Genomic DNA, 23,075 nt, shown 5'->3' on the forward strand with positions numbered 1-23,075 from the left:
GTCGTCACCAAGATCGGCCGCACCCAGGCCGGCGCGCAGGCCGCGGCCTCGCATACGGCAGCCCTGGCCGGCGACGACGCCGTGTATGACGCGCTGTTCCGACAATACGGCGCCCTGCGCGCGCGCACCATCGAGGAATTCTTCAACCTGGGTTACGCGCTGGACACCTGGAAGCGGCCGCCGCAAGGCCGCCGCCTGGGGATTTTCACCATCTCCGGCGGTGTCGGCGCATTGATGGCCGACGAAGCCGCCGACACCGGCCTGGCGCTGCCTGAACCCGCCGCCGACGCGCAAGCGCGGCTGCTGGAGCGCGTGCCCTTCGCCAGCGGCCGCAACCCGGTGGACGTCACCGGCCAGGCCGTGTCCGAACCGGGGCTGCTGCTGGCCACCGCCGACGACATGCTGGCCGATGGCCGCTATGACGCCCTGGCCGTCTTCCTGGCCGCCGCCGGATCCTCTGAAACCCTGTGGCCCACGTTCGAGGCCTTCGCGACGCAGATGCAAGCCCGCCATCCTGGCGTGCCGCTGGCGATCAGCGCGCTGTTCCCGCCCGCGCGCCGCCGCGAACTGGAGCAACTGGGCTGCCTGGTGTTCCCCGATCCCAGCGCCGCCATCCGCACGATAGGCGCAGTGGCCGGGCTGGCGGCCCATGCGGATCACGACAAGGCTGAGGAAGGTCCCGCAACCCAGTCAGCCGACACGCCGCCACTGCTGGACGCCTATAACGAAGTCCAGGCGATGGAGCTGCTGCGCCAGGCTGGCTTGCCCGCTTCTCCCTGCACGCTGGCCGCCGACGCCGACGCCGCAGTGCGCGCCGTCGCCGCCATCGGCGCTTCCAGCGATGACGTCCCCGTGGTTCTCAAAGTGGTCTCTCCCGACATCACGCACAAGAGTGACGTGGGCGGCGTGAAACTCAACATCCGCGGCGAGGACGCGCTGCGGCGCGCCTACGCCGACATCATGGCCTCGGTGCGCCAGCACCGGCCCGACGCCCGCGTCGACGGCGTGCTCGTCGCGCCCATGGCGCCCAAGGGCGTGGAATGCATCGCCGGCGTGCATTGCGATCCGGTGTTCGGGCCGGTCGTCATGTTCGGGTTGGGAGGCGTCTTCGTCGAAGTGCTCAAGGACGTGAGTTTCCGCCTGGCCCCCTTCGGCCGCGGCGAAGCCATGGCGATGATCCGAGAGATCAAGGGCTACGCGCTGCTGCAAGGCGCGCGCGGCGCGCCCCCTTGCGACATCGATGCGCTGGCCGACGCGCTGGCGGCTCTGTCCCGCTTCGCTCATGCGCGTAGCGCGGACTTCAGTTCGGTGGAGATCAATCCCTTGCTGGCGCTGCCTGAAGGGCAAGGCGCCATGGCGCTGGATGCGGTGGTGATACGGGGCGGGGGAGTTGCCCAGACGGTCTAGCCTAAGCAACCGCGGGCGGCTACGCGCCCATTGCCCACCGCTTGGCATGCTTGCGGGTGTTGGTCTTGACCCAGCGCCCCAAGCGCTCGATCAGGGTGCGCTCCGCGCCGCCTGACACCTGCGCCAGCAGTTCTGCCTGCACCTCATCCAATGCAGCGGGAAGCGCATCCACCAACGACTCTCCCACCGCCATGACGTAGCGCAGGGCAAAGCCCAACTCTCTGGCCATGGTCACGATATGTTCCGCGCCGATGCTGCCCGGCTTCGCTTCGCCACCAATCGCAAACGCGAAATTGCGAGCCAGCCCCGGATACATGCCCGTGCACATCAGGTCGTAAAAGGGAGCCAAGCGGTATTGGCCTTCCGGTGTCTGCAGCACGGACAGGTTCTTGGCGTGGCTATCGTTGTTGCCGACGCACAGGTTGAAGAACACCCATTGCAGGAATCGCTTCAAGTCCGCTGCATTGATGCCCATGCCTCTCAACAACTCCCGGCATTGCTGCAGCGACGGACCGCCATCGGACTCATACTTCACGTCGGACGGCTTGCCCGCCAACTGACAGAGATCCAATTGATGCAGACGCAGCAAGCCGCCCTTACCGTCAGGCTTGCGGTCATACCGGGTAATCAGACATGCGTGCGTATCGGGCTGATAGCAAACTTCCGCCACGCCCAGCCCCATTCTGGCCGCTAACTGCATGACCAGCGTCTCGTTCAGGGCCGACGACCACACGCCGTCGAGGCCGCGAATGTCCGGCTTCAGAATATGCGTGGACGGCGCTGCTCCCTCGGGTATCGCCGGCGAACCATCCGGCATGACCGTCAATAGGAGCTTGTCTTGCGCCCCGGCCAGAGAAATGCGGGCACCCTCGGCGTTCTCCGCGGCCAGCGCGGGCACAACCACGTCCTGCAAGCGCATTGCCACGTCCTGCCACGTGGCAACCCGGTGGCGCGCCGGCGCGGGCCGTTCCCCTTGCGGCAATATCGTCAACCCGCTGGCGGTATCGCCCCCGACGCTGCGCAACAGACCAAAGACCGTGGTGGCATGGCGGCTGACTTGCAGGAACTTGCGCACATGTCCTTCGGGCAGCAGGTTTTCAAAGAAAGCATGCACCGCGTCGCCCGCGTGATCGCCGCCACGCAGGGGCACCGATGGCGAAATGGCATGCGAGCCGGCCCCATTCAGCCAGGCGTCGTCATACACGAAGCGCAACGGCCGCTCATCGAACAAGCGGCCGACCTTGCGGTCTGCGTGATAGATGTCCAGCGCGTCGGCGACGGTCATGGCAGCCTCGGGCGCTTGGGCGCCACCTGCACTTCCAGGCCCAGCAGATCGAGCATGTCCAGCACCTTCTGCAATTGCAAGGTGGGCTTGCCGCGCTCCAGATCGACTACGTAGCGGTTGCCGGTGCCGGAGAGACCGGCCAGGTCCGCTTGCAGCAGGCCCTGCGAGCGCCGGACGGTCTTCACCAGCTCACCCAGTTCGGTCGATGTACGGATCGTTACGCCGGCCCCGCCTGCAAGCGCGGCAGAAATATCGTTCGCGGGCATGAGCGCCTCCAAAATTACCGTTCGGTAATTTTAGGACAATAATCTGACGTGCGTCTCAAAAAAATTACCGAACGGGAAAAAAAGACCATGACGCATTTTTCTGCCGTGGAAAAATTACCGAACGGGAAAATTTTTTCTGAACTGAGCGAGAATTTCGTACAAAATTACCGATCGGTAATTTTTGGATTCTCTCCCCCAAGCACGACCCGGACGAAAAAAAGGCGCCTGAGGCGCCTTTCCTTCTTCAAGCACGCGTCCGCTTACTTCAGCAGCAGCGCATTCAAGCGCTTCACGAATGCCGCCGGGTCGGCGATCTGCGCGCCTTCGGCCAGCAGCGCCTGATCCAGCAACAGACGCGCCCACTGGTCGAACTCGCCGTCTTCGGCGGCGCGGATGCGGGCCAGCAACGGGTGCTCCGGGTTGATTTCCAGCACCGGCTTGACGTTCGGCGCCTCCTGGCCGGCGGCCTTCAGCATGCGCAGCAGGTGCGGGCTGAGTTCGTTCTGCCCCACCACCACGCAAGCCGGCGAATCCACCAGACGCAGGGTCACGCGCACTTCCTTGACCTGCTCTTCCAGCGTCTTCTGCAAGCGCTCGACCAGCGGCTTGAAGTCCTCGGCCACTTCGGCCTGGTGCTTCTTTTCTTCCTCGTCAGCCAACTCGGCCAGGTCCAGGCCGCCCTTGGCCACCGACACCAGCGACTTGCCGTCGAATTCACGCAGGTAGGACAGCATCCATTCGTCCACGCGGTCCGACAGCAGCAGGACTTCGATGCCCTTCTTGCGGAAGATTTCCAGATGCGGGCTGTTGCTGGCCGCGGCGAAGGTATCCGCCGTGACGTAGTAGATCTTGTCCTGGCCTTCCTTCATGCGCGACACGTAGTCGGCGAAGGACACGGTCTGGGCCTGGTCGCCCGTCTGCGTCGACGCAAAGCGCATGAGTTTGGCGATGCGTTCCAGGTTGGCCGAGTCCTCGCCCGCGCCTTCCTTCAGCACCTGGCCGAACTCCGACCAGAACGTGGCGTAGTCTTCCGGCTTGTTCTCCGCCATGTCTTCCAGCAGCGACAGGATGCGCTTGGCGGAACCTTCGCGGATGGCGCGCACGTCACGGCTTTCCTGCAAGATTTCACGCGACACGTTCAGCGGCAGGTCCGCCGAATCGATCACGCCGCGCACGAAGCGCAGGTACGAGGGCAGCAACTGGTCGGCATCGTCCATGATGAAGACGCGCTTCACGTACAGCTTCACGCCATGGCGGCCGTCGCGGTCCCACATGTCCATGGGCGCATGCTTGGGCACGTACAGCAACTGCGTGTATTCGCTGCGGCCTTCCACGCGGTTGTGGGTCCAGGCCAACGGGTCGTCGTAGTCGTGCGACACCGTCTTGTAGAACTCGCGGTACTGCTCTTCCGTGACGTCGGACTTGCTGCGGGCCCACAGCGCATTGGCCTGGTTCACCGTTTCCAGTTCGTCGGTCTTGACCTGCTCACCCTTTTCCTGGTCCCACTCTTCCTTGGCCATGCGGATGGGCAGGGAAATGTGGTCCGAATAGCGGCGCAGGATCTCGCGCAGCTTCCAGCCATTGAGCAGTTCGTCTTCGTCGGCGCGCAGATGCAGCGTGACGTCCGTGCCGCGCGTAGCTTTTTCAGCGGCGCCAATGGTGAATTCGCCCTGGCCGTCCGATTCCCATTGGATCGCGTCCGTGGCGCCGGCGCGGCGGCTGACCACCGTGACCTTGTCGGCCACGATGAACGAGGAATAGAAGCCCACGCCGAACTGGCCGATCAGCTGCGCGTCCTTTTGCTTGTCGCCCGTCAGCTGCGAGAAGAACTCCCGCGTGCCGGAACGCGCGATCGTGCCCAGGTTGGCCACGGCCTCATCGCGCGACAGGCCGATGCCGTTGTCGGAGATGGTGATGGTGCGGGCCGCCTTGTCGTAGCTGACCGTGATGGCCAGTTCGCCATTGCCTTCCAGCAGCTCGGGCTGATCGATGGCCTCGAAGCGCAGCTTGTCGCAGGCGTCCGATGCGTTCGACACCAGCTCGCGCAGGAAGATTTCCTTGTTGCTGTACAGCGAATGGATCATCAGGTGCAGCAGTTGCTTCACCTCTGCCTGGAACCCCAGGGTTTCGGACGTGGAAGGCGTGGCGGTTTGGCTCATAGTTCTACGTGGCTAGGTAAGTAAATTGGGGACGGGTATTGGCTGCCGGGACATCTGGCCCGCGCGGCCGCCGGGAAACCCTATTGATGTGGGGGCCGATGGCGCGCTTTCAAGGGCAGGCGGAAATTCCCGCCCCGTTCGCAGCCTCCCAATTCGGGGAGTAGCGCCGCCTCAGAAAATCGAGAATACCTTGCGGTAGCGTGTTTTCGCCTCCAGCACGGCTTCATGCTGCGGCACCGCCAGCTTGCCCGCCCGGATCAGCTTGCGGATGTCGGCGGCCGTGATCTGCCGCGTCTCTTGCGAACGCAGCAGGAAATCCGCCGTACCGCGGTCCAGGATCTGGTAGATCGAGTTGGAGACGAGCTGCGTGGGACCCAGCTCGTCCAGATAGTAGAGCGTGCCCCCCTTCTGCCAGACCGTGCCGAAGCCGTGATAAACAGCGCCCAGCTTCTTCCACTCCCCGTCCGGCGCGCCCTCCAGCCGATTGATCAGCGTGGACCGGGAGACCAGCCCGCCGCCACTGCCCCGGGTAGAACGGGCCCAGGATTCCTGCGCCCGCAGGAATAGCGTCTGCCTGCCATCCGTGTACACATAGGGCGACAACTCCGTGTAGGCACCGGAGGCGAACGGATCGTCGCCAGCCCGCTCCACCTGTTGCGTCTGCGTGTTGTAGAAATAGATACCGTCCTTGGTCGCGAACAGCGCGTGGTAGACGTGTCGCCCATGCTCGTTCAGCAGCCGGTACGGCGCATGCGCCGCGTCAAAGGGCTGCGCGCCCACGTACACCATGCCGTCGCGCGGATCACGGAGATAGGGCTGGCGGTACAGATCGCCCACCATGAAGGTGTACAGCGCCGGATCGTCCGACAGTGGCAGCAACTGCTCGTGGAAATAGACGCGGCGGCCATCGGCGAAGAAATCGTCGCTGGGCCGCACGTCGCCGTCCCTGCCCGCCGGCAGGCGGCGCAGCGAGGCCGGCTCCGCCTGTGGCATTTCGCGGCCCCGGTAGTACACGCGCGCATCGTCAGTGGCCAGCTCGCGATCCAGCAGCGGCCGGTAGGGCCGGGCGCTGGCCGGCAGCGCGACGAACGGATACCGGTAGGTCTGCGGCTTGGGGCCGGCATCTGCCCGATACAGGATCTTCTGCCAGAACTCGTCCAGCATGCCCAGCTCCTCGTTGCGCACACTGTGCATCGAACAAAAAACCGTGACCACGCCATCGCTGAAATAGCTGTTGCCCAGGTAGCGCGCCGGCGCCGGCTTCATGCCCGGCAGGACCTGGTTGCCGCAATACACGTGGCGCTGGTCCGTGGCCGCCTGCCTGCCGTCGAAAGTCCCGGTATCGAAGGCCGTGAAACTGGCCGGATCGGCCTCGTCCATGCGGTAATAGCCGTTGCTGGGAACGGCGGCGTAGACGCCGCCCTGGTGGTTTTTATAGATGCTGCTGCCATAGGACTGTCCGCGGTCCACCGCCGCGAAATCATCGCCGTCCATCAGCCAGAACAGCAGGAACATCGGCAGCGCGGCGATGATCAGGACCAGCGCAATCACGATCCATTTAACGCGTTTTTGCATGGAGAGGCAGAGGCTGACGGCCCTTGATTGGCGAGCAGGGATTCTAACCAGCGACCGCGATCTCGACCTCAACCCGGCCCTACGCCGGCCCGTCCCCGGACGCCACGGGGCCTTCCCCGCTAAAATCCCGCACTTTCCTCCCCTACCCCGCCCCCTGGCCGGCCCATCCGCCATGCAACCCGCCTCCCTGACCCAACCCGTCCCCCACGGCGCCTCCGAAGCCGATCCCAGCCACGACCTGGTCTACGGCCCCGACGATCGCCCCGCGCCTCCCGTGGCCTTCGTCGCCGCCCTGCAGCACCTGCTGGCCATCCTGGTTCCCATCGTCACCCCCGGCCTGCTGATCTGCCAGGCCCTGGGCGTCAGCAGCCGCGACACTACCCTGATCGTGTCCATGTCGCTGGTCATCTCCGGCATCGCCACCTACGTCCAGTGCAAGCGCTTCGGCCCCCTGGGCGCCGGCCTGCTCATCGTGCAGGGCACCAGCTTCAACTTCGTCGGCCCGCTGATCGCCGGCGGCTCGGTCATGGTCAAGCAAGGCACCCCGGTCGAAGCCGTCATGGCCGCGATCTTCGGCGTGGTCATCGCCGGCTCCTTCGTCGAAATGGGCATCAGCCGCATCCTGCCCTTCGTCAAGCGCCTGATCACCCCGCTGGTCACCGGCATCGTCGTGCTGCTCATCGGCCTGACCCTGATCAAGGTCGGCCTCATCAGCATGGGCGGCGGCTACAGCGCCATGGGCAACGGCACCTTCGCCAGCGCCGAGAACCTGACCCTGTCCGGCCTGGTCCTGGGCACTATCATCCTGCTGAACCGCGTGCCGGTCGTGTGGGTGCGCAGCACCGCTCTGGTGCTGGCGCTGGCGGTCGGATACATCGCCGCCGCCTACATGGGCCGCCTGGACTTCACCGGCGCCCGCGAAGCCGCCCTGTTCCAGATCCCCACGCCGCTGCACTTCGGCCTGGGCTTCTCGTGGGCGCTGTTCGTGCCCATGCTGATCATCTACCTGGTCACGTCCCTGGAAGCCATCGGCGACGTCACCGCCACCAGCAAGGTCTCCAAGCAGCCCGTCGAAGGCCCGCTGTGGATGCAGCGCATCAAGGGCGGCGTCCTGGTCAACGGCGCCAACTCGCTCCTGGCCGGCGTGTTCAACACCTTCCCCAGCTCGGTCTTCGCCCAGAACAACGGCGTGATCCAGCTGACCGGCATCGCCAGCCGCCACGTCGGCGTGTGGATCGCCGGCATGCTGATCCTGCTGGGCCTGTTCCCGGCCGTGGCCGGCATCCTGCAGGCCGTGCCCGAACCCGTCCTGGGCGGCGCCGCCATGGTCATGTTCGGCGCGGTCGCCGCGTCCGGCATCAACATCCTGGCCGGCATCCACCTGGACCGCCGCGCGCTGCTCATCATCGCCGTATCCCTGGCCCTGGGCCTGGGCGTATCGCAAGTGCCGGAAATCCTGTCGCACCTGCCGCATGCCGTGAAGAGCGTGCTGGAGTCGGGAGTGGCCACTGGCGGCATCTGCGCGCTGGTGATGAACTGGTTTTTGCCTGAGAAGAAGTAAGGGCGCGGGTTCCTCAGGGAGCTGGCTCTGCCCCGCGCCTGCGGGCGGAACCAGCTCGCTGACAGAGGTCCGGTCCCAGGGTCGCCTGACAATTTATGAAAGACCGCATATAATCGCCGTCTTCGCTTCTCCCGCGACCGCCATTTGGACGTGTCCGCGACCTCCTAGCCCGGGTGGTGAAATTGGTAGACGCAGGGGACTCAAAATCCCCCGCCGCAAGGCGTGCCGGTTCGATTCCGGCCCCGGGCACCATCAATAAAATCAACACCTTACAACGCACCGCCCGCATCTCTGCGCGGTTGTGTTCCGCATTTGTTCCTCGTGGCGTTCCGCTTCCAAGCTCGACGAGCGCCACCGGAGACAGCTACGCCGCACCTATACTGACCCCTCCCCCTTCCCGCTGGAGGTGCGTATGTGCGGCCGTATCGTGCAGAAGTCCGGACCCATGGATTACGTGGAGCGGATCTTCAGCAGCATGACGCATATATTCGTCGACCCTGCTGGGCCGCGGTACAACGTGCCGCCCGGCACCCGGCCGCTGGCGATGCATCGGCTAGCAGAAGGAGCAGAAGCTATCACGCGCCTGCCCTGGGGCTACAAGCGGACGGATTCCAAGCACTTCATGAGCAACGCCAAGCTGGAGACCATCCTGAAGAATGGATGGCCCTGGCGGTTCCTGATCGGCACGGGCCGTATCTTGGTTCCGGCCGATGGCTGGTATGAATGGGCCAAGCAGGACGATGGCACCAAGCAGCCCTATTACATCCATGGTGACGGGCCGCTCTACTTCGCTGCCCTCACCGCCTGGGAGCCTGGGGCCGAACTTGACGCTGCGCATGGGTTTGCGATTGTCACAAACGACGCCAAGGGCGGCATGGTGGACGTGCACGATAGGCGTCCGGTAGCCCTTCCGCCAGACGTCGCCAAGCTCTGGGTGGACCCAGCCTACCCGACAGCTGACGCCCGCGCGCTACTCAGCGAAGGGCTGCCCGAAACCGCCTTCACCTGGCACCCAGTGCGGCAGGATGTGGGGAATTCCAAGTACCAGCTGCCGGACGCAATCGACCCCGTTTAAGGCGGAATATACTGTTCATCCAAACAGTATATTCCGCCATGCCGTTCAAAGATCCGCTCACCTTCGCCGACCTCCGGGCCATCCGGGAGCGTCAGCCCTGGAACCCTGATGTGCTCTCCCTGCTGTGGGAGGTGAAGCGCCTGCGCGCGGTCGTGCTGCGCATGCATCAGGTGTCCTTCGAACTGAAGCGGCCCGCCGGCCTGACGGGCGACATCTACGACGATCTGCTGGCCGGCCTGGCCAAGGAGCCCTGTGTATTGGAGCGCGACCAGATGACCGCCGAGCTGCTGGAATCGCCGCGCAAGCTGCGCAAGGGGATGGCCCCCCGATAGCATCAGCATTCGAGGACAAGAATTACGGCTTGGAAATGGGAGAAATGTCCAAGTCGCCGTCTGAGTTCAAGCTGAGCCGAAAGTAGCGCTCTTGGCTCGAGTCGAAAGTCGCTTCACGCTCCCGCAACTGGCCTCCATTATTGAGCAAACAGAGCCCGCGCGAGTCTTTCGCGGCACCAGCGCCCACAAGGCGCTGGCCAGCCTTGACGGACACCGTCACCATCTCCTTGGACTCCAAGTCCGCTACGCGCTGGCCGTCGACAAAGAGGCCGAACCGGCACCCTGACCCGATGTATCCTGAATCTCGGATCACGGTCAACTTGGCGTCACCAGAAGCTGTCGAATTCTGATCGGCATATACGAAAGCTGGCGGGACCGGGCGAGCGTCTGAAATCGACGTTTGCGTCGTACTGCACCCGACTAAGACAAAACACACGCCAATCGGAAACCATAGTTTTCGCACATTCCCCTCCCCGAAAGAGCCAAATCATACCCAAGACCTTACGGCTGGGTGTTGTCGCAAAGAGCGCGCCAAACCTTGTTGTCACTCAAGATCTTCTGCCGAATCTCAGGCGGCGTAGCCTGGACCTGCTCCCTGGAATCGAAGTAGGTCGGCTTCGCGTGGTCGCAATACTCAACGCCCACGCGGGCCGGCGCCGCGCACCCAATCACGCTCAAGCTCATCAGCAATAGCGTCATCGTCCATCCGAGCCGTCTCAAGCTGCACATTGCGTACCTCCCGGCGCGCCTGCGCCGCCTGCTCGTTGATCTGTTCCTGCCGCTCCTGGCGCTCTGCTTGCCGCCCCGTCGCCCGCCCGCGGTAGAAGACACTGGCCAACGCTGCCAGCGCCAGGCCGGCCAGCAATAGCCATCCCTTGATTCGCTCAAGCCACACCAGCATGGCCGCCCCCAACTTCAACTACTGCCTGGGCGTACACGCCCCGCCAGGTTTGCGGGTGCGGCTTGCCGGGCCTCCAGGTACGGATGTACATATCCCACGCCCCCTGCTCGTCACCGACTACCGGAAGTCGCCAGGCGTCCGTCCACATAAGCAAGCGGGCGAACGCGGCCGCCAACACGTCGTCCACCTCTAGCGCGGGATGCACCGCCGCAGCGACTGGCTCCACGCCACGCGTACTGCATATCCGGTACGCATGTTCGCGGCTGGCCGGATGCGTCAGGACGCCGCGCACGCCGCCCCCACGTTCGAACTGCCAAAACCCCATTGCTGGCCCGTTGATTTGCCGCCGATGGAGGAAGCGGCTTTCTTGCAACCCGATAGCCAACATCTGTACCCGTGCCGCCGGCGCGTCCATCTTGGCCGGCAGTAGGGCCAGCGCGGGATTGATCGCCCCCGCGATAATCTCTTTCAACGTCATAAATTGATCCTCACAATGCACGCCACATTCCCCTGAGCGCGGTACACCAACACGGCAATCAACACCGCCACGACCGCCTGCCACACCGTCACAGGCTCATGGCGCACAAGTACATCCAGAGCCTGGCCACCTGTGCCTACGATGAGCAGGTAGGCCAGCCAGGACATCCCGCGGCGAAACCGCGCGCCATTTCGGCGATACAGCAGAAGCCGCACCGCCGAAGCGAAATTCGCCACCACAAACAAAAGGGCCACCAGATGCTGGTGGCCCAAACTGATCATTTCGGCAGATTGCATCTCAGCTCCCCTTCTTGAAGACCGTGATGAAATCGAACGTCTTGATTCGCTCGATTGCCGCCAGAGCAACAGTCACGACCAGCGCAGCAGCACCAAACGCGGCGATGGCTGTTTCTTTGATGGGCGTCAGCGCCACCACGTCCGGTGCGGCCAAGTAGCCAATAACGAAAGAAATGGCCCAGTAGATCCCGCGCGAGAGCAAGCCCCCCTCCTTTCGCGACACCACGAAAAGTGACGCCCCAGCAAACGCCCCAATGAGGGCGTTGCCATCGATTCCCGGCAGCAGGCCGGCGAGCGTCACGCCCGCGGCCGCTGCCGCCACAACACCTGTGCTTGCAGGTTCTGCCATTTATCCAAACTCCAAAAAAAAGCCCGCGCGAGGCGGGGCAACAGGCTTTATCAATAGATACGCGACGAATTCAGGAGCAGCAACGACGCGCCATCCTCCCCATACGTGTAGTTTCCCGGCCAGTTCCCGGATGAAATACCTCCATTGTTCTTCGTCTGGACGCGATTTCCGATAGTTCGGAAATAGGTGATGGACTGATAGGCATCGACCTCGTTGTACATGGATATATACGTGGATACGCCCAACTGGACCACGAGCGGCACGAAAGGGGTCGTGATATCGATTTCCTGCCCCGCGCCCTGGGAAGTGAAAAAGCCGTAGTAATTCCAATACGAAAAGTCAGAATGGAACACCTGGCGGCTCGACGCATCGAACACCTCAATCCCGCTATTCCCGCCGCCGGCCGGCGCGCCAAAGGCGTACCAATAAACCGGTGCACCTCCACCCACCTCGCCGTTGCTCAGTTCATACCTGATAGTGGCGCCAGACAGTTGTGTTTCACGGACGTAGATCCATTTCTCACTGCGGAACGCCACCATCACGACCGATGCAGGAACCTGGAGGATGGCCGAGCCCCAGGCCGCCGGCAATGACACGCTTCCACGCGCGATCAGCGCCACATTTCGATAATTCTCGTCGATCTGCACCTGCCCAAGATCGCCTTTCACATACAGTCCACTAGGCATGTCAAATCACCATAACAAAACAGCGCCACGTCGCCGCAGGCAATGCGGTGTAAGGGCTGGTGGTGAAGGTGATGGTTCGCCCACTTTTGGTTATGACGGGCGGGTAGTAACCCCACATCGAACCGGGGCCGTAGATCATCATGGTGAACCCAATTGCCTCCGTGAACTCCACTTCTGCCGGGACGGTGAACGACCAAACCTGGTTGTAACCCCCTAGGTCAGCATGGATAGCGAGCCTCCCCATCTTGTCCGTCACACTGCACGTGACGCGGCTCTGGGCGTCGAAAGTTTCAATTCCGCTTGGCATTACCAATTCCCCACACGCACCCGCAACACGCCGTTAGCATCAAACACCCGCATCAATCCCGGAGAAATCAGCAGGCGTCCAGCACCGTTGCTACCGTTGATTTCGAAATTACCAGCCTTATCGATCCGCCAGCCGCTCACACCGGATACAAAATTATTGGATTGGATGACTTGGCCAATCTTGGCGTTCGTGATGGTGCCGTCCTGTATGAAGCCGGATCGAATGAAGGTCTGTCCGTTTTCGATGGCAAACGGCGTGGACACAACACCATTGATCAGGTTGATCAGCGCGAAGCGATCCGCCAGGAACAGCACCTGGGTCTGCATCCCCTCCGGCGTGTTTTCTACACCTACGCCCATGCCGGCGCTGTAGTACTGGCCGTTGACGGTGACGCCGGCCTTGATACTGACCATCGCATTCAGGCCGTCGCGCACCTCCTTGATCTCGGTCGCAGCCCCGCCCCCAGAGTCGATCTTGTCGATCAGGTCCTGGCCAAGCATGCTCTCCTCGATCTTGCCGCCGATCTGGTCGAGGATCGGGCCAGCATCATCGCTGGCCATCCCTCGAACACCCATTCCTGCCGGGTAGAAATCGCCCTTCACGCCATTCTTGTCGACCAGCCGCGCCCAGAACCAAAGCTCCTTACCGGCGCGCAGGCCGAAGAGCGTGTGGGTGTTCTGCGGGTAGGCGAAGTTCCCCAGGGGAATGGCGTTCTCCAGGCTGGGGGTCTCCCCGTAGTACACCTCCGTCCGCTCAATAATCGACGGTCCCGGCGGCAGCCCCCAATCTAGTTGGATGGCGAACAGCAGGCCCGTGGCCACCAGGCTGGTGATGACCGGCGGCGGTCCCACAATGCCGTCCAGCTGTGTGAGCATGGAAGCTGTCCAGATCGACGCCACGCCCAGCGAGTTCAACGCCCGCACGCGGAACGTATAGCCACCGGCGTAGATGTTGGGCACCTCGATCCGCGTGTAGCCGGTCCGCGGCAGGTTTATCCAGTCGGAGTTGTCGCGGCGCCACTGCACCTCATAGGCCACCGCGCTATCCGCGCCCTTCCATTCAAATACAGCGGTGTGATTCGCAATGCCCTGACTGACGATGTAATAGGCGCTGATCTTCGGTACCGTGGGCGGTGACTGCACCCCAGGCGGCACGACGGAAATCGGCGGGCGGTCCAGGCGTGTGCCGAAGTCCACGTTATTGAACTTGCCCGGCTCGTGTTGGATAGCCGAGATATCCGCCAGCAGGCCGTCCTTGCGCTTCACATTCAGAACGCGGAATGTCTGCGCGGAAAGCGCTTCCGATTCCAACGTCCACACACATTCAGCCTCCGGCACCTCCGAAAAGGGCACCTTGACGTCAATGTGCATGGCCGAACCGGGCAGGCCAATTAAATCCGCCGTCAGCCTTGTAGAGTCGTAGCTGTACGCGCCACTATCCAACGTCAACGGCTCGCCCATCGCCGACGAGACGACCCGAGTCTCCGACTTGCCGCTGGGTAAGTTCACGGTCAGCCGGTCCCCAGGGCGGATGCCTAGCTCGGCGTCAACCACGATTCGGCTGGCCGTTGCCTCACGAATACGCCCACCGATGCGTCGGCCCGCCAAGTTCTGGTCCGCCACGCGGATGATGCTGCCCGGCCGGATCTGGCATTGCTCCAGGCCGACACTGAAGGTGACGCCTCGCGTTTCCAAGTTGGAAGTCAGCAAAAGCCACTTTCCCACCCGATTGGCCTGGCCGCGCGACGTGCAGCCAAACGCGGTCACCTCCACCTGCTTGATGCCGTAGCGGGCGATACCTTCGCGGTTCTCCACGTATTCGACCTTCTGGCGCCCCATGTCGGAAAGGTCGTTCCAGGACACCAGCGCCACCGTGTACCGGGTATTGAGCGCCGACCCGGTGTAGGAGAACTTGCCGTCAATGACGTTGGCCGACGAGAACGTGTAGACCGGATCACCCGGCATGTCGGCCACAGCAAACACCGACGAGTTCGCCCAATAGGCCATGCCGCGGAAGATCGAGGCGAAATCCTGCACCACCCGCGTCGCATCGGCCATCGTCTGGAGATAGACGTTGCACGAAAATCGCGGCTCCTTCCCACCGAATCCGTCGTCTACCAACTCATCGCAGTACCGGCCGATTTGGTACAGGCCCCACTTGTCCAACCAGCCGGCGGGCACGCGTTCACCCAGGCCGTAACGGTCATTACTGACCAGGTCAAAGAACACCCACGCCGGATTGTCGGTCCAGGCCAGTTTGAACGTGCCATCCCAGACGCCCGTATAGGTTCGGCTGTCCGGGTCGTAGTTGCTCGGCACTCTGATGATGCGGCCCTTCAAGTCGTAGGCGCGCGTTGGCACGCTTTGGAACTGCGATGCGTCGATCTTGATCCCGGCGACGGCCGACATAGGGTAACGCAGCTTCGCGTCAATCACTTCGGTCACCGCATCCACAAAGGTGCGGTCCGCAATGGTGTTGCTATTGGCGTTGGCCGTAATGCGGCGCACCCGCACGTTCCAACCTTGCAGCGCGCCGGCAGGCAGCTCAATCCGGTGCGATCGTGCGTAGCGCTGTGTAGTCTTGCCGTCGAAGGCGCTGGCCAGAACCTGCTGATAGGCGGCGCCGTCTCGGCTCACGTCGATCGCATACTCAACCCGGTAGCCGTTGATGTCGCCGTTCGACGTGTCGGCCTTGCTCAGCCCTTCAACCGCCAGGGTCACCCGCACCGCGGACAGCTGCCGATTGGTAAAAAGGCGAACCCAGGGCTGCGTTGCTTTCAGTTCCGTGGTGACGCCGATGGTGTTTTCGGACGCCGGAAACCCCGGCAATGGATCTTGCCACTGGGTTCCGGTGCGGAAATCGATCGACACGTTGGAGAAATTCAGCGAGCCATCAGCGTTGGCCACCGGCGTCCCGTTCAGGTACACATCACGCAGCGCGCCACCCAGGCCGTGCGTGGGGCCGTAGATCTCGCCTTCGCTCAGCAGATCGATTACGCGCGCAAAGGCGATGCTGTGCAGGCTATCCGGCGCTTCGCTCGGGCCGCTTCCCCCGCCGCCGCCCTTACCCCCTTTATGCCCGACGATGGATTGCGCGCTGCGCGTGCTCTGGGCATAAAAAAAGGCACCAGAAGGTGCCTGTCGTTTCATGCGATGACGTTGTTTCATGCCTGGTCTTCCGAGAAAATTCCCGCGGAAATTGTTGCGCTTCCGATGATCATTCGCCCATACAAGACTGGAACCGGATTGCCTTGGACCGATGTATTGATAGGCCCGTTGAAGTTGTAGGAAGCCCCGTTTTCCGGGCGATCCTTCGCGCCTAGGGAGCGCTGCTGCGGCGAGAGCATTTGGACGACCCCGCCAAGCATCATCGCACCACCCAATTGCATCAACGGTGTTCCAGCGCCCGGCGCCCAGTAGTTGACGACCGCACCAACAACAACCAAGGCGGCTCCAAGGATTGTTTGAAAAAGACCACCTCGCTTGGACCCCGCCACAACCGGAGCGATCCGTATGTCGTTCTCGCCCACGGGATGCGCCAGCTCATCTTCGCAAATGTTCCGCCGGCCGATGAAGCAGGCGTAGGCAACGCCACTGCCCGCACTGGCGGCCATTGCCGCTTCAAACCCCGGAATCAGCACGCAAAGCGCGCGGACGGCCTCCGCAGTGCTGTTGACGGCCAGCCTATGCACGCGACCGAATTGCGCGCCCAGGCGCCCATACAGCCGCACCGTGCGTAGTGTTTCGTTCATACCTCACCCTTGATAGCGCAGCACCAGGCGCGTTGCCTCGCGCCAGTAGCCGCCATACACGACCCGCTCGGACTGCCGCCCATGAAGGTGATGCAACATCGCATCAGGCACCGAGAACAGGCCCGGGGCTTCTTTCAGCCCCTCGGCTGCCAGGAATACGCCGGCATGGTTGGCCCGGTTGGATCGAACCTGCATCAGAATCACATCGCCGGCCGCCATTTGCTCACCAGCTTGCAGTGGGCGGAAACCCGCCTCCGCATAGTGGTCGATGTACAGGTCACCCTCGCGCCCCGGCTCCCACCAGCCATCCTCGCGCGGGAAGTCGGGTAGCTCGATGCCGCGCTCCCGCTTGTACCAGTCCCGCAGCAGCGCGTAGCAGTCCAGCACGCCATGCGCGAATTGCCGCCCCAGCAGCGGCGCCTGAAAGCCTACAGGCGTAAATCCGCGAATTTCGCCCGCCTTCACCGCGCCGCCGTCGCCTTTCGTCACGGCCACGATGTACCAAGGAAGGCCACTGGCCTCGCACGCCACCCTGTCCGCCTCGCTCGGTGCCGGCGTCTCATCCGGGTGAGAATGCACGATGGCCACGACACGGCCTGTGTCCTCGGCTGCCGCGTAATCTTCGGGCTCGAGGGCGAAATGGTCTGCGCTGGCAGCCGTATTGCGGCACGGCACATACACCTCGCGGCGCGCCACCATCACCACCAACCCGCAGCACTCGCGCGGGTACTCGGCCACCGCATGTGCGCGGATGGCCTCCATCGTCTTCTTGCGCATGTTTACCCTCTGATCAGATCGGCAGAGGGGAACCCTCCGAAGTTGATGATCTCGTATTCGCCAAACCGCTTCTTGCAGTCCGTCATGAGCCCCGAGCAGCGATCGCGCGCCGGATCGGTCACCGGATTGCCAGCCAGGTCGAACATCCGGCCGCCGGTGTACCCGCAGTACGGACCACGATAGCCGCCCTTGCGTAGCCACCCGCACACACCGGCGATGATCGGACGGCTGGGCAACTGCTGTCCGTCGAAGTCCAACGCGCTCGACAGCTGGAACTCCACCACCTCGGCTGTCTCGCTGGTCTTCTGCTGCACAATCCAGACCTCCGGCGGCAGTTCCTCGGCCGGATTGGCCGTGGGGTTGCCTTCAGGGAAATTCTGGGCGTCCAGGTAGCTTCCCAGCGTCCGGCGCACGCGAACCCAGGCGCCCACCATGTCATCCAAGGCAATACACAGCGAAGAAATCACGCCGGCGACCGGCTGGCCATCCGCATCGAGACCAATGTTCCCGACCGAAAGCGCCGGCGTGGGCTGTTGGCCGTCCCCCACCTGCTCGAAGCCCTCGGCCGAGATTGCCCACGGCTCGTATTGCTGGCCCTGCCACCAGATTGGGCCAATCTGCGTGTAGCCGTGAAAGCGCTGAAGCGTTCCGCCGATCGGCGTGGCGTCCAGCTCGTAAAGCTCGACCAGGTCGCCGACCTCAAGCTTTTGCACGTCCGCATATATCCTCATCGATCCTCCCTCATGCCCGCAGGGACGCTGCGAAAAGGAACAGCGCGCCCAGGTCTTCGCTGGTCAGCCCAAGCTCGTCAGCAACTGCCGTGAGCATCGGGCTGTCGTGCTCGAAGCTTTGAAGCTCCTCCCAGGCCCGCACGTAGTAGGCCGGGGTTTCGGGGAGCGCTAGGAGCGCCACGGCGGCGTCGAAGAGGGACACGCCGTCCTCGGGGTTGCCGTAGGGGGTGAGGCGCATCGCCTCGCGGCCTTGGTAGCGCGAGACGGTCTGAGGGATTGGGGCGGGCGGATCGACTGGCGGGGGAAGCTCGGCGGGGACCAGCGTGACCGGGACGCTCAGGCTCGCCCCGTGCGGAGCATTGAAGTACCGTGCCCCGTCTGTGCCAGTGACCAGCACATCGTCGTTGAATTGCCAGAACAGGCCGGTTGCAGTGTCTTTGAATGTGAGCATTATTGATACTCCAAAATCACTAGGCCACTGATGTTGTAGGCGTCATAGCGATAGTTCGCACCCGCCGGGATAAGCGCATTCGCTGAAACAGGTGAGCCGTTTAACGAGCCGTTCGACTCGGTATAGCATCGGGCAACCGGTACAGCGCCCATGTAAATTCCGACATTCGCAAGTCCACCAATAGCCGTTGCGCCGATGTACACGCCGATAGGTCGCTCGGTTGTGTTGGTGTAGGTGACGCCCACCGCCCGAGATGCCGTGACGTTCTGGATTGTCTGCTCCACACCGAATGCCGAAGCCTTCACTATTTGGAACTCCGAATCCACGGACTGAAACGCAGCGCCGAGCGCCGCCAAGTCACTGGCAAGCTGGGCGGCGTCCACGCTTCCGGGATTCACGACAGCGCCGAACGCGTGGACGGTCCAAATGCCAGTGACGCTTAACGGGCGGGTTTCCGTAGCAGTACGAACAACGCGTGAAGCGTCGAACGTCATAACGTCACCAGGAAGCAACGTTCCTGTCGCAGGCATGCCCGTTACACCATTGCCCCCTGTTTGGATGGTCTGGTTAAACGCGCCAGAGCCTCCAATAAGCGGGCCGGCTTGACCAGCCGCACCACCCGGGCGTCCCAAAAAAGTACCCGTTATATTCTGTAGGGCGTCACGTTGAATCACGCCGCCCTCGCCAGCCGACATAGCACCGTCGCCACGCCACACCACGGCCCCCAACGATCCGGCAGACTTGCCGTTCAGATCCGGTAGGCGGATGGTTGCGGAACCGTCACCTAACGTGTATTTGCCACGCTGCTTCGGATCGCTTTGCCACGTCGCTTCGGACACAACCGGGAGAGTTCCGGCGATCACCATGGCGGCCAAATCCGGGTAGGTCGCACGAGACACGGTTTGGCCGTCCTGCGGAATCTGACCGGCAGGAATGGATGAGCGCAGAGGCCAATAGTCTGGCGTTCCCACGGCAGGCCCGCTGGGGATGGGCGGCAGCTGCTCCTTCGGCACCAACCCCTCCGCATCCAATGTGGCCACCCCGCCCGGCTGGCCCTTTTGCGATAGAGGAATTGAATCCTCCGCGGCCGGTAGGTTGACCGCCGGGACCTTCCCCGTCTCGTCCAACGGCGCCACACCACCAGCCGCCCCCCTTTCATCAGAATGAAGGTAGTCATCCAAATGTGCAGCGGGCACCTTGCCAGCACCATCCAGCGGCGCTACCCCGTCGGCAATTCCCTTCTCGGACGCGGGTATATCGCCATCGGCCTTCTCCTTGGCTGCGGCCGCCAAGTCGGCGGCATGACTGACGGCCAACTCCACCGCGTCGACACCCGTCTGCACCTTGGAAAAATTGGCGTTGACCTTGACCATGCCATCGCGCAGCGGATCGCCCGTGCCGTCATTGGCCTGCTGGCCAACATTGATTTGTTCCAGTTCTTGCATAGCGTCTATGGCCTGAAAACCTGTTGAAATCTCGCAGACACCGTGTAAGCGGGCCCGCCCATAGGTGTGGGGCTGTACTCTGCAACCTCGTAGTAGCCCTCAACGCCCAAGGGCGGCGTCCAGAGGAATGATCGGATACCGGCATGGCTATCCAGAAAATCAATGAGCTCTCGCATCTGCTCGCGCGTGCCGGCGAACTGCACCGGCCACGCCTGGACCTTGTTGTTTATGCCGTCGCCAACCACTTGCCGGAAGCCGTCGCCAAACTGCGCGACAAGCCGCCGGAAAGTGACATTACCGGCCGGTTGCCCCACGGGCTTCCACCGAAACGTTTCTGTCGTCATACCCGATCATTCCTCTTGTTCCAGTTCGCACCGCCAGGACGGTTGGCCCGGTCAATTTCTCGCCTGACTAAGGTCTTTATGCCCTCCGACAACCGGTCACCAAGTTCGCTTTGGCCTGCCCCACTGGTGTCGCCGCTGCCGTCTTGCGAGACGTTGACTTGGATAGAGATGTTCGGCACCGGGCCGCCGCCACCCGCCTGCGGCGCCCCCTGCGCCACCATCGGGCTGACGTGACCAGATTGCGACCCCATTAGCAGGAAAGACTTGTCGCCGATGCGGGCCACCTCCGGCATGCCGCGCTCGTTGACTTCGTACATCTGACGCGCCGCGACAGGGCCGCCGATCGCCCGACGTCCGATCGAGCCCCAAGCGCCGGACAAGCCGTCGACATTGCCCGTCATCGAGCCGCCGGCTGTGGCGCCAGCGCCGGCGGTGATCCCCCCAGTCAGCGAACCGACGATGTTGCCGATGGCCCCGACAATTGCCTGCCGCGCGGCGATGCGCGCCAGGTCCGCCAGGATCGACGTGGCGAGGTCTTTGAAGCTCGCCTTGCCCGTGCTCACAAACCGGGTCAGCGCGTCCTCCATGCCCCGGAATGCGCCCGAGAAGACCCCTTGCGACAGTTGGGCGACGTTCCCAGCGGATTCGGCGTAGTCGGAGAACGCTTCACGCGCCCCGTTCCGCCAGTCGCTGTTCAGCTTGTCGACCTTGTCGTAGTAGTCCTGCTGGTCGGCCAATGCCGCCTGCAGCGCATCGCGGATCTTGCTCTGCTCTTCCCGGAATCGGTCCGAGCCAAGCTGATCCTTGGGAGTCGCCTTGGCAAGCTGGTCCTGATAGCGCTTGAACTCCAGACGGATGGAGTTCTCGGCCTCTACGCGCTGGCGCGCAACCTGGCCCAGGCCTGCCGTGCCCAGCTGGCGGTCATACTGCTCCTGCCGCGACTCGGCCGACGACGCGATCGCCTGCTGGATCTGCGCAGCCCGCTCGTCCATCTTGAGCATGGCCTGCTTGGTTGCCAGTTCCTTGGCCAAGCCCTCGTTTTTCACCAGCTGGGCGCGGATTGCGTCCTGATTGGCGAGCAGGCTCTTTTGATCCGCCGTCAGGATCTTCTTGTCCTTGAGGTCGGCGATTTCCTGCTCGAACTCGGCGCGGGCCTTGCCGGCGTCCGTCAGCTTGCGCTCCCCCACCAGTTGCGCGGCTAGGGACGCTTCCTGCTGACGAAGTTCAGCAAGGCGGCGGGCCGCAGTGTCATCCCTATGCGCCGCGCCGCCCTGGTCCTTGTACTTCTCGTTGATACGCCTTTCCGCCTCGGCGATCTGCTGGGCGGACCAATTCGCCTTTTGGGCGTCGGCCTGCATCTGCTTGATCTCGTCGGCACGGATCTGCGCGCGGTCGCGGGTCGATTTCATCAACTCGCGCAGGCGATCGCCGGCGGCAATCTTTTCCTGTTCGGCTTGAGCTTTCAGCCCCTCGCCCCGCGCAGTCGCCTCCAGCTCCTCCCTGTTGCGCAACTCCTGCTCGGTGGCCGCCAGTTCCGCCGCGGCACGCTTGCGGGCACGGTTGGCAGCGTTGGAGCCGCCCCCGTAGGCCGCGCCCCCATCGGTGGACCGAAATCCTTGATTCTTCTCCAGGTCTTCCAGCAACGCCCGCTGCGCCTGGGCCTGCTTGCGCAGTTCCTCGATCGGCGTGGGCCGCCCAATGTTGAGCATCGCATCCCACGCCTGGCGCGCGGCCAGGCCCAGGCTGTGCCAGCCCCGCTCCAGCGTGCCGGCGCTGGCCCGCACGCGGTCGGCCGCGCGGTTGGTCGCGTCCGCCAGAGTCGCCTGGGCGAGCGCTACCGCCTGCTCCTTCTGCCCCTGCTGCTCCAGCGCCCGGATGCGCTCGTAGGTGGCCGCATCTAGGAAGTGCATGGACTCGTTAATCTTGGCGACCGCCTGGCTGGGACTTTCCCCCAGCCGGACAAACTCAGTCACCAGGTCATCGACCGACCGCGCGCCGGTTTCGCTCATGTTGACGATGGCGCCGCCCACCGTCTCCAACGAGCTGCCCGCCACCCGGCCCGACGCAACCAGCTTGCTCAGCACATCGGCCGAACGGCCCATGGTGCTATGGGCTTCACCCACGCGCCGCGACATATCGGAAAGCTGCAGTGCCGTCCGGCCGGCATAGTTCCCGGTCAAGGTGAGCGAGTTCCCGAATTCTCGGGTCTCGCTGGCGCCCTTGTACGCCGCATATCCGACTGCGCCGATGGCCGCCGCCGCCGCCCCGACCGTCACCGCGAACGGAGTGATCATGCTGGCCAGCGCGCGGAACATCGGGGCGAGGCCACCGAAGCTGTCCTTCAGCTGGCCGCCTTGCTGGATCATGATTAGGAACGGATTTTGTCCGCCAGCCAGCTGAGTGACGATATCCGTCATCTGCGCCGGCACCATCCGCATGGCGGCGGCGGTTTGGCGCGCAGATATGCCCGTGCCGTCCAGGCTCTTGTTGACCTGGGCGAGCCGCGCAATCAGGGGCGCTGCTCGGTCACCTACGCCCAACTGGGCCGCCCGGTATTCCAGAATCTGCCGCGCCGTCATGCCGGCGGTTTCCGCCTGCTCACGAAGCCCGGCGATAAACCGGTCGCCCTGAGCGGCCGCCTGCGCGCTGGAACGCGCCAGGGCGGCCTCCGAGGCGTCCAGGCGCTTCACTGCGGCACCGTACTGCTCGGCCGTGATCCGGCCTTGGCTCCACAGCGAAACCAGCTTATCGGTCTGGGCCTGGATCGCGGACTGTGATCCGGCCCCGCGCTCGATCGCCGCCAGGGCGCCGTTGACCTCGTTGATATCGCGGGTCAGTTCCTGGAAGCCGCGATTCTGGCCAGCAAGGACGCCGGCACCCTGGCCGCGCGACGCGCCCG

21 protein-coding genes and 1 tRNA gene are annotated in these 23,075 nt (G+C 63.6%); 5 read left to right on the forward strand and 17 right to left on the reverse strand.

Annotation, left to right across the window (positions count from 1 at the left end):
* Nucleotides 1-1,407 (forward strand): acetate--CoA ligase family protein (locus VIR09_RS03465; protein ID WP_332011606.1); only part of this gene is annotated, 1,407 nt, incomplete at its 5' end.
* A 19-nt stretch (nucleotides 1,408-1,426) separates the two neighbouring features.
* Here VIR09_RS03465 and VIR09_RS03470 read toward each other — a convergent pair.
* The 4 genes from VIR09_RS03470 to VIR09_RS03485 all read right to left on the reverse strand — a co-directional run bounded on the left by VIR09_RS03470 (nucleotide 1,427) and on the right by VIR09_RS03485 (nucleotide 6,692).
* Nucleotides 1,427-2,692, reverse strand: coding sequence for a type II toxin-antitoxin system HipA family toxin (locus VIR09_RS03470; protein WP_332011607.1), 1,266 nt, complete (start codon nucleotides 2,690-2,692; stop codon nucleotides 1,427-1,429).
* Nucleotides 2,689-2,958: a helix-turn-helix domain-containing protein gene (locus VIR09_RS03475; protein ID WP_332011608.1), complete on the reverse strand. Its 270-nt coding sequence runs from the start codon at nucleotides 2,956-2,958 to the stop codon at nucleotides 2,689-2,691. The genes VIR09_RS03470 and VIR09_RS03475 overlap by 4 nt, the downstream gene beginning before the upstream one ends.
* Before the next feature lie 260 nt (nucleotides 2,959-3,218).
* Entirely contained in the window at nucleotides 3,219-5,117 is a 1,899-nt protein-coding gene (gene htpG, locus VIR09_RS03480) for a molecular chaperone HtpG (RefSeq protein WP_332011609.1), read from the reverse strand.
* 171 nt (nucleotides 5,118-5,288) lie between these two features.
* The gene (locus VIR09_RS03485; protein ID WP_332011610.1) at nucleotides 5,289-6,692 is read right to left on the reverse strand and encodes a DKNYY domain-containing protein; all 1,404 of its coding nucleotides are present in this window, start codon (nucleotides 6,690-6,692) and stop codon (nucleotides 5,289-5,291) included.
* 172 nt (nucleotides 6,693-6,864) lie between these two features.
* On the opposite strand from VIR09_RS03485, the gene VIR09_RS03490 reads away from it, so the two are divergent.
* From VIR09_RS03490 to VIR09_RS03505, 4 genes are all read left to right on the forward strand, one after another.
* Entirely contained in the window at nucleotides 6,865-8,253 is a 1,389-nt protein-coding gene (locus tag VIR09_RS03490) for a uracil-xanthine permease family protein (protein WP_332011611.1), read from the forward strand.
* Nucleotides 8,254-8,420: 167 nt separating this feature from the next.
* Nucleotides 8,421-8,505, forward strand: a tRNA-Leu gene (locus tag VIR09_RS03495).
* 160 nt (nucleotides 8,506-8,665) lie between these two features.
* Complete coding sequence (locus tag VIR09_RS03500) at nucleotides 8,666-9,328, forward strand: SOS response-associated peptidase (protein WP_332011612.1); 663 nt, start codon at nucleotides 8,666-8,668, stop codon at nucleotides 9,326-9,328.
* Nucleotides 9,329-9,366: 38 nt separating this feature from the next.
* The gene (locus VIR09_RS03505) at nucleotides 9,367-9,660 is read left to right on the forward strand and encodes a hypothetical protein (RefSeq protein WP_332011613.1); all 294 of its coding nucleotides are present in this window, start codon (nucleotides 9,367-9,369) and stop codon (nucleotides 9,658-9,660) included.
* A 634-nt stretch (nucleotides 9,661-10,294) separates the two neighbouring features.
* On the opposite strand, the gene VIR09_RS03510 is transcribed toward VIR09_RS03505, so the two are convergent.
* The 13 genes from VIR09_RS03510 to VIR09_RS03570 form a co-directional block, all read right to left on the reverse strand.
* On the reverse strand, nucleotides 10,295-10,561 hold the full coding sequence (locus VIR09_RS03510; protein WP_332011614.1) for a hypothetical protein: 267 nt from the start codon (nucleotides 10,559-10,561) through the stop codon (nucleotides 10,295-10,297).
* Nucleotides 10,545-11,039, reverse strand: a complete 495-nt coding sequence (locus tag VIR09_RS03515; protein ID WP_332011615.1) for a hypothetical protein — start codon at nucleotides 11,037-11,039, stop codon at nucleotides 10,545-10,547. The genes VIR09_RS03510 and VIR09_RS03515 overlap by 17 nt, the downstream gene beginning before the upstream one ends.
* A complete protein-coding gene (locus VIR09_RS03520; RefSeq protein WP_332011616.1) occupies nucleotides 11,036-11,335 on the reverse strand; it encodes a phage holin family protein in 300 nt (99 codons plus the stop codon). The genes VIR09_RS03515 and VIR09_RS03520 overlap by 4 nt, the downstream gene beginning before the upstream one ends.
* Nucleotide 11,336: 1 nt before the next feature.
* On the reverse strand, nucleotides 11,337-11,684 hold the full coding sequence (locus tag VIR09_RS03525; protein WP_332011617.1) for a putative holin: 348 nt from the start codon (nucleotides 11,682-11,684) through the stop codon (nucleotides 11,337-11,339).
* Nucleotides 11,685-11,734: 50 nt separating this feature from the next.
* Complete coding sequence (locus tag VIR09_RS03530; RefSeq protein WP_332011618.1) at nucleotides 11,735-12,370, reverse strand: hypothetical protein; 636 nt, start codon at nucleotides 12,368-12,370, stop codon at nucleotides 11,735-11,737.
* Between the two features lie 306 nt (nucleotides 12,371-12,676).
* The gene (locus VIR09_RS03535; protein WP_332011619.1) at nucleotides 12,677-15,844 is read right to left on the reverse strand and encodes a host specificity protein J; all 3,168 of its coding nucleotides are present in this window, start codon (nucleotides 15,842-15,844) and stop codon (nucleotides 12,677-12,679) included.
* On the reverse strand, nucleotides 15,841-16,428 hold the full coding sequence (locus VIR09_RS03540; RefSeq protein ID WP_332011620.1) for a tail assembly protein: 588 nt from the start codon (nucleotides 16,426-16,428) through the stop codon (nucleotides 15,841-15,843). Before VIR09_RS03540 ends, VIR09_RS03535 begins: the two co-directional genes overlap by 4 nt.
* Nucleotides 16,429-16,431: 3 nt before the next feature.
* Nucleotides 16,432-17,205, reverse strand: a complete 774-nt coding sequence (locus VIR09_RS03545; protein WP_332011621.1) for a C40 family peptidase — start codon at nucleotides 17,203-17,205, stop codon at nucleotides 16,432-16,434.
* Between the two features lie 2 nt (nucleotides 17,206-17,207).
* Nucleotides 17,208-17,936 carry a phage minor tail protein L gene (locus VIR09_RS03550; protein ID WP_332011622.1) on the reverse strand — a complete coding sequence of 243 codons (729 nt, stop codon included), beginning with the start codon at nucleotides 17,934-17,936 and terminating at the stop codon, nucleotides 17,208-17,210.
* Between the two features lie 10 nt (nucleotides 17,937-17,946).
* On the reverse strand, nucleotides 17,947-18,387 hold the full coding sequence (locus VIR09_RS03555; RefSeq protein ID WP_332011623.1) for a hypothetical protein: 441 nt from the start codon (nucleotides 18,385-18,387) through the stop codon (nucleotides 17,947-17,949).
* A complete protein-coding gene (locus VIR09_RS03560) occupies nucleotides 18,387-19,832 on the reverse strand; it encodes a phage tail protein (RefSeq protein ID WP_332011624.1) in 1,446 nt (481 codons plus the stop codon). The genes VIR09_RS03555 and VIR09_RS03560 overlap by 1 nt, the downstream gene beginning before the upstream one ends.
* A 5-nt stretch (nucleotides 19,833-19,837) precedes the next feature.
* Nucleotides 19,838-20,176: a phage tail protein gene (locus VIR09_RS03565; RefSeq protein ID WP_332011625.1), complete on the reverse strand. Its 339-nt coding sequence runs from the start codon at nucleotides 20,174-20,176 to the stop codon at nucleotides 19,838-19,840.
* Nucleotides 20,173-23,075: phage tail tape measure protein (locus VIR09_RS03570; RefSeq protein WP_332011626.1), on the reverse strand; the 2,903-nt coding region annotated here is incomplete at its 5' end. The genes VIR09_RS03565 and VIR09_RS03570, both read right to left, overlap by 4 nt.

The sequence above is a fragment of the Achromobacter sp. genome (assembly GCF_036567245.1).
GTDB lineage: Bacteria > Pseudomonadota > Gammaproteobacteria > Burkholderiales > Burkholderiaceae_B > Achromobacter.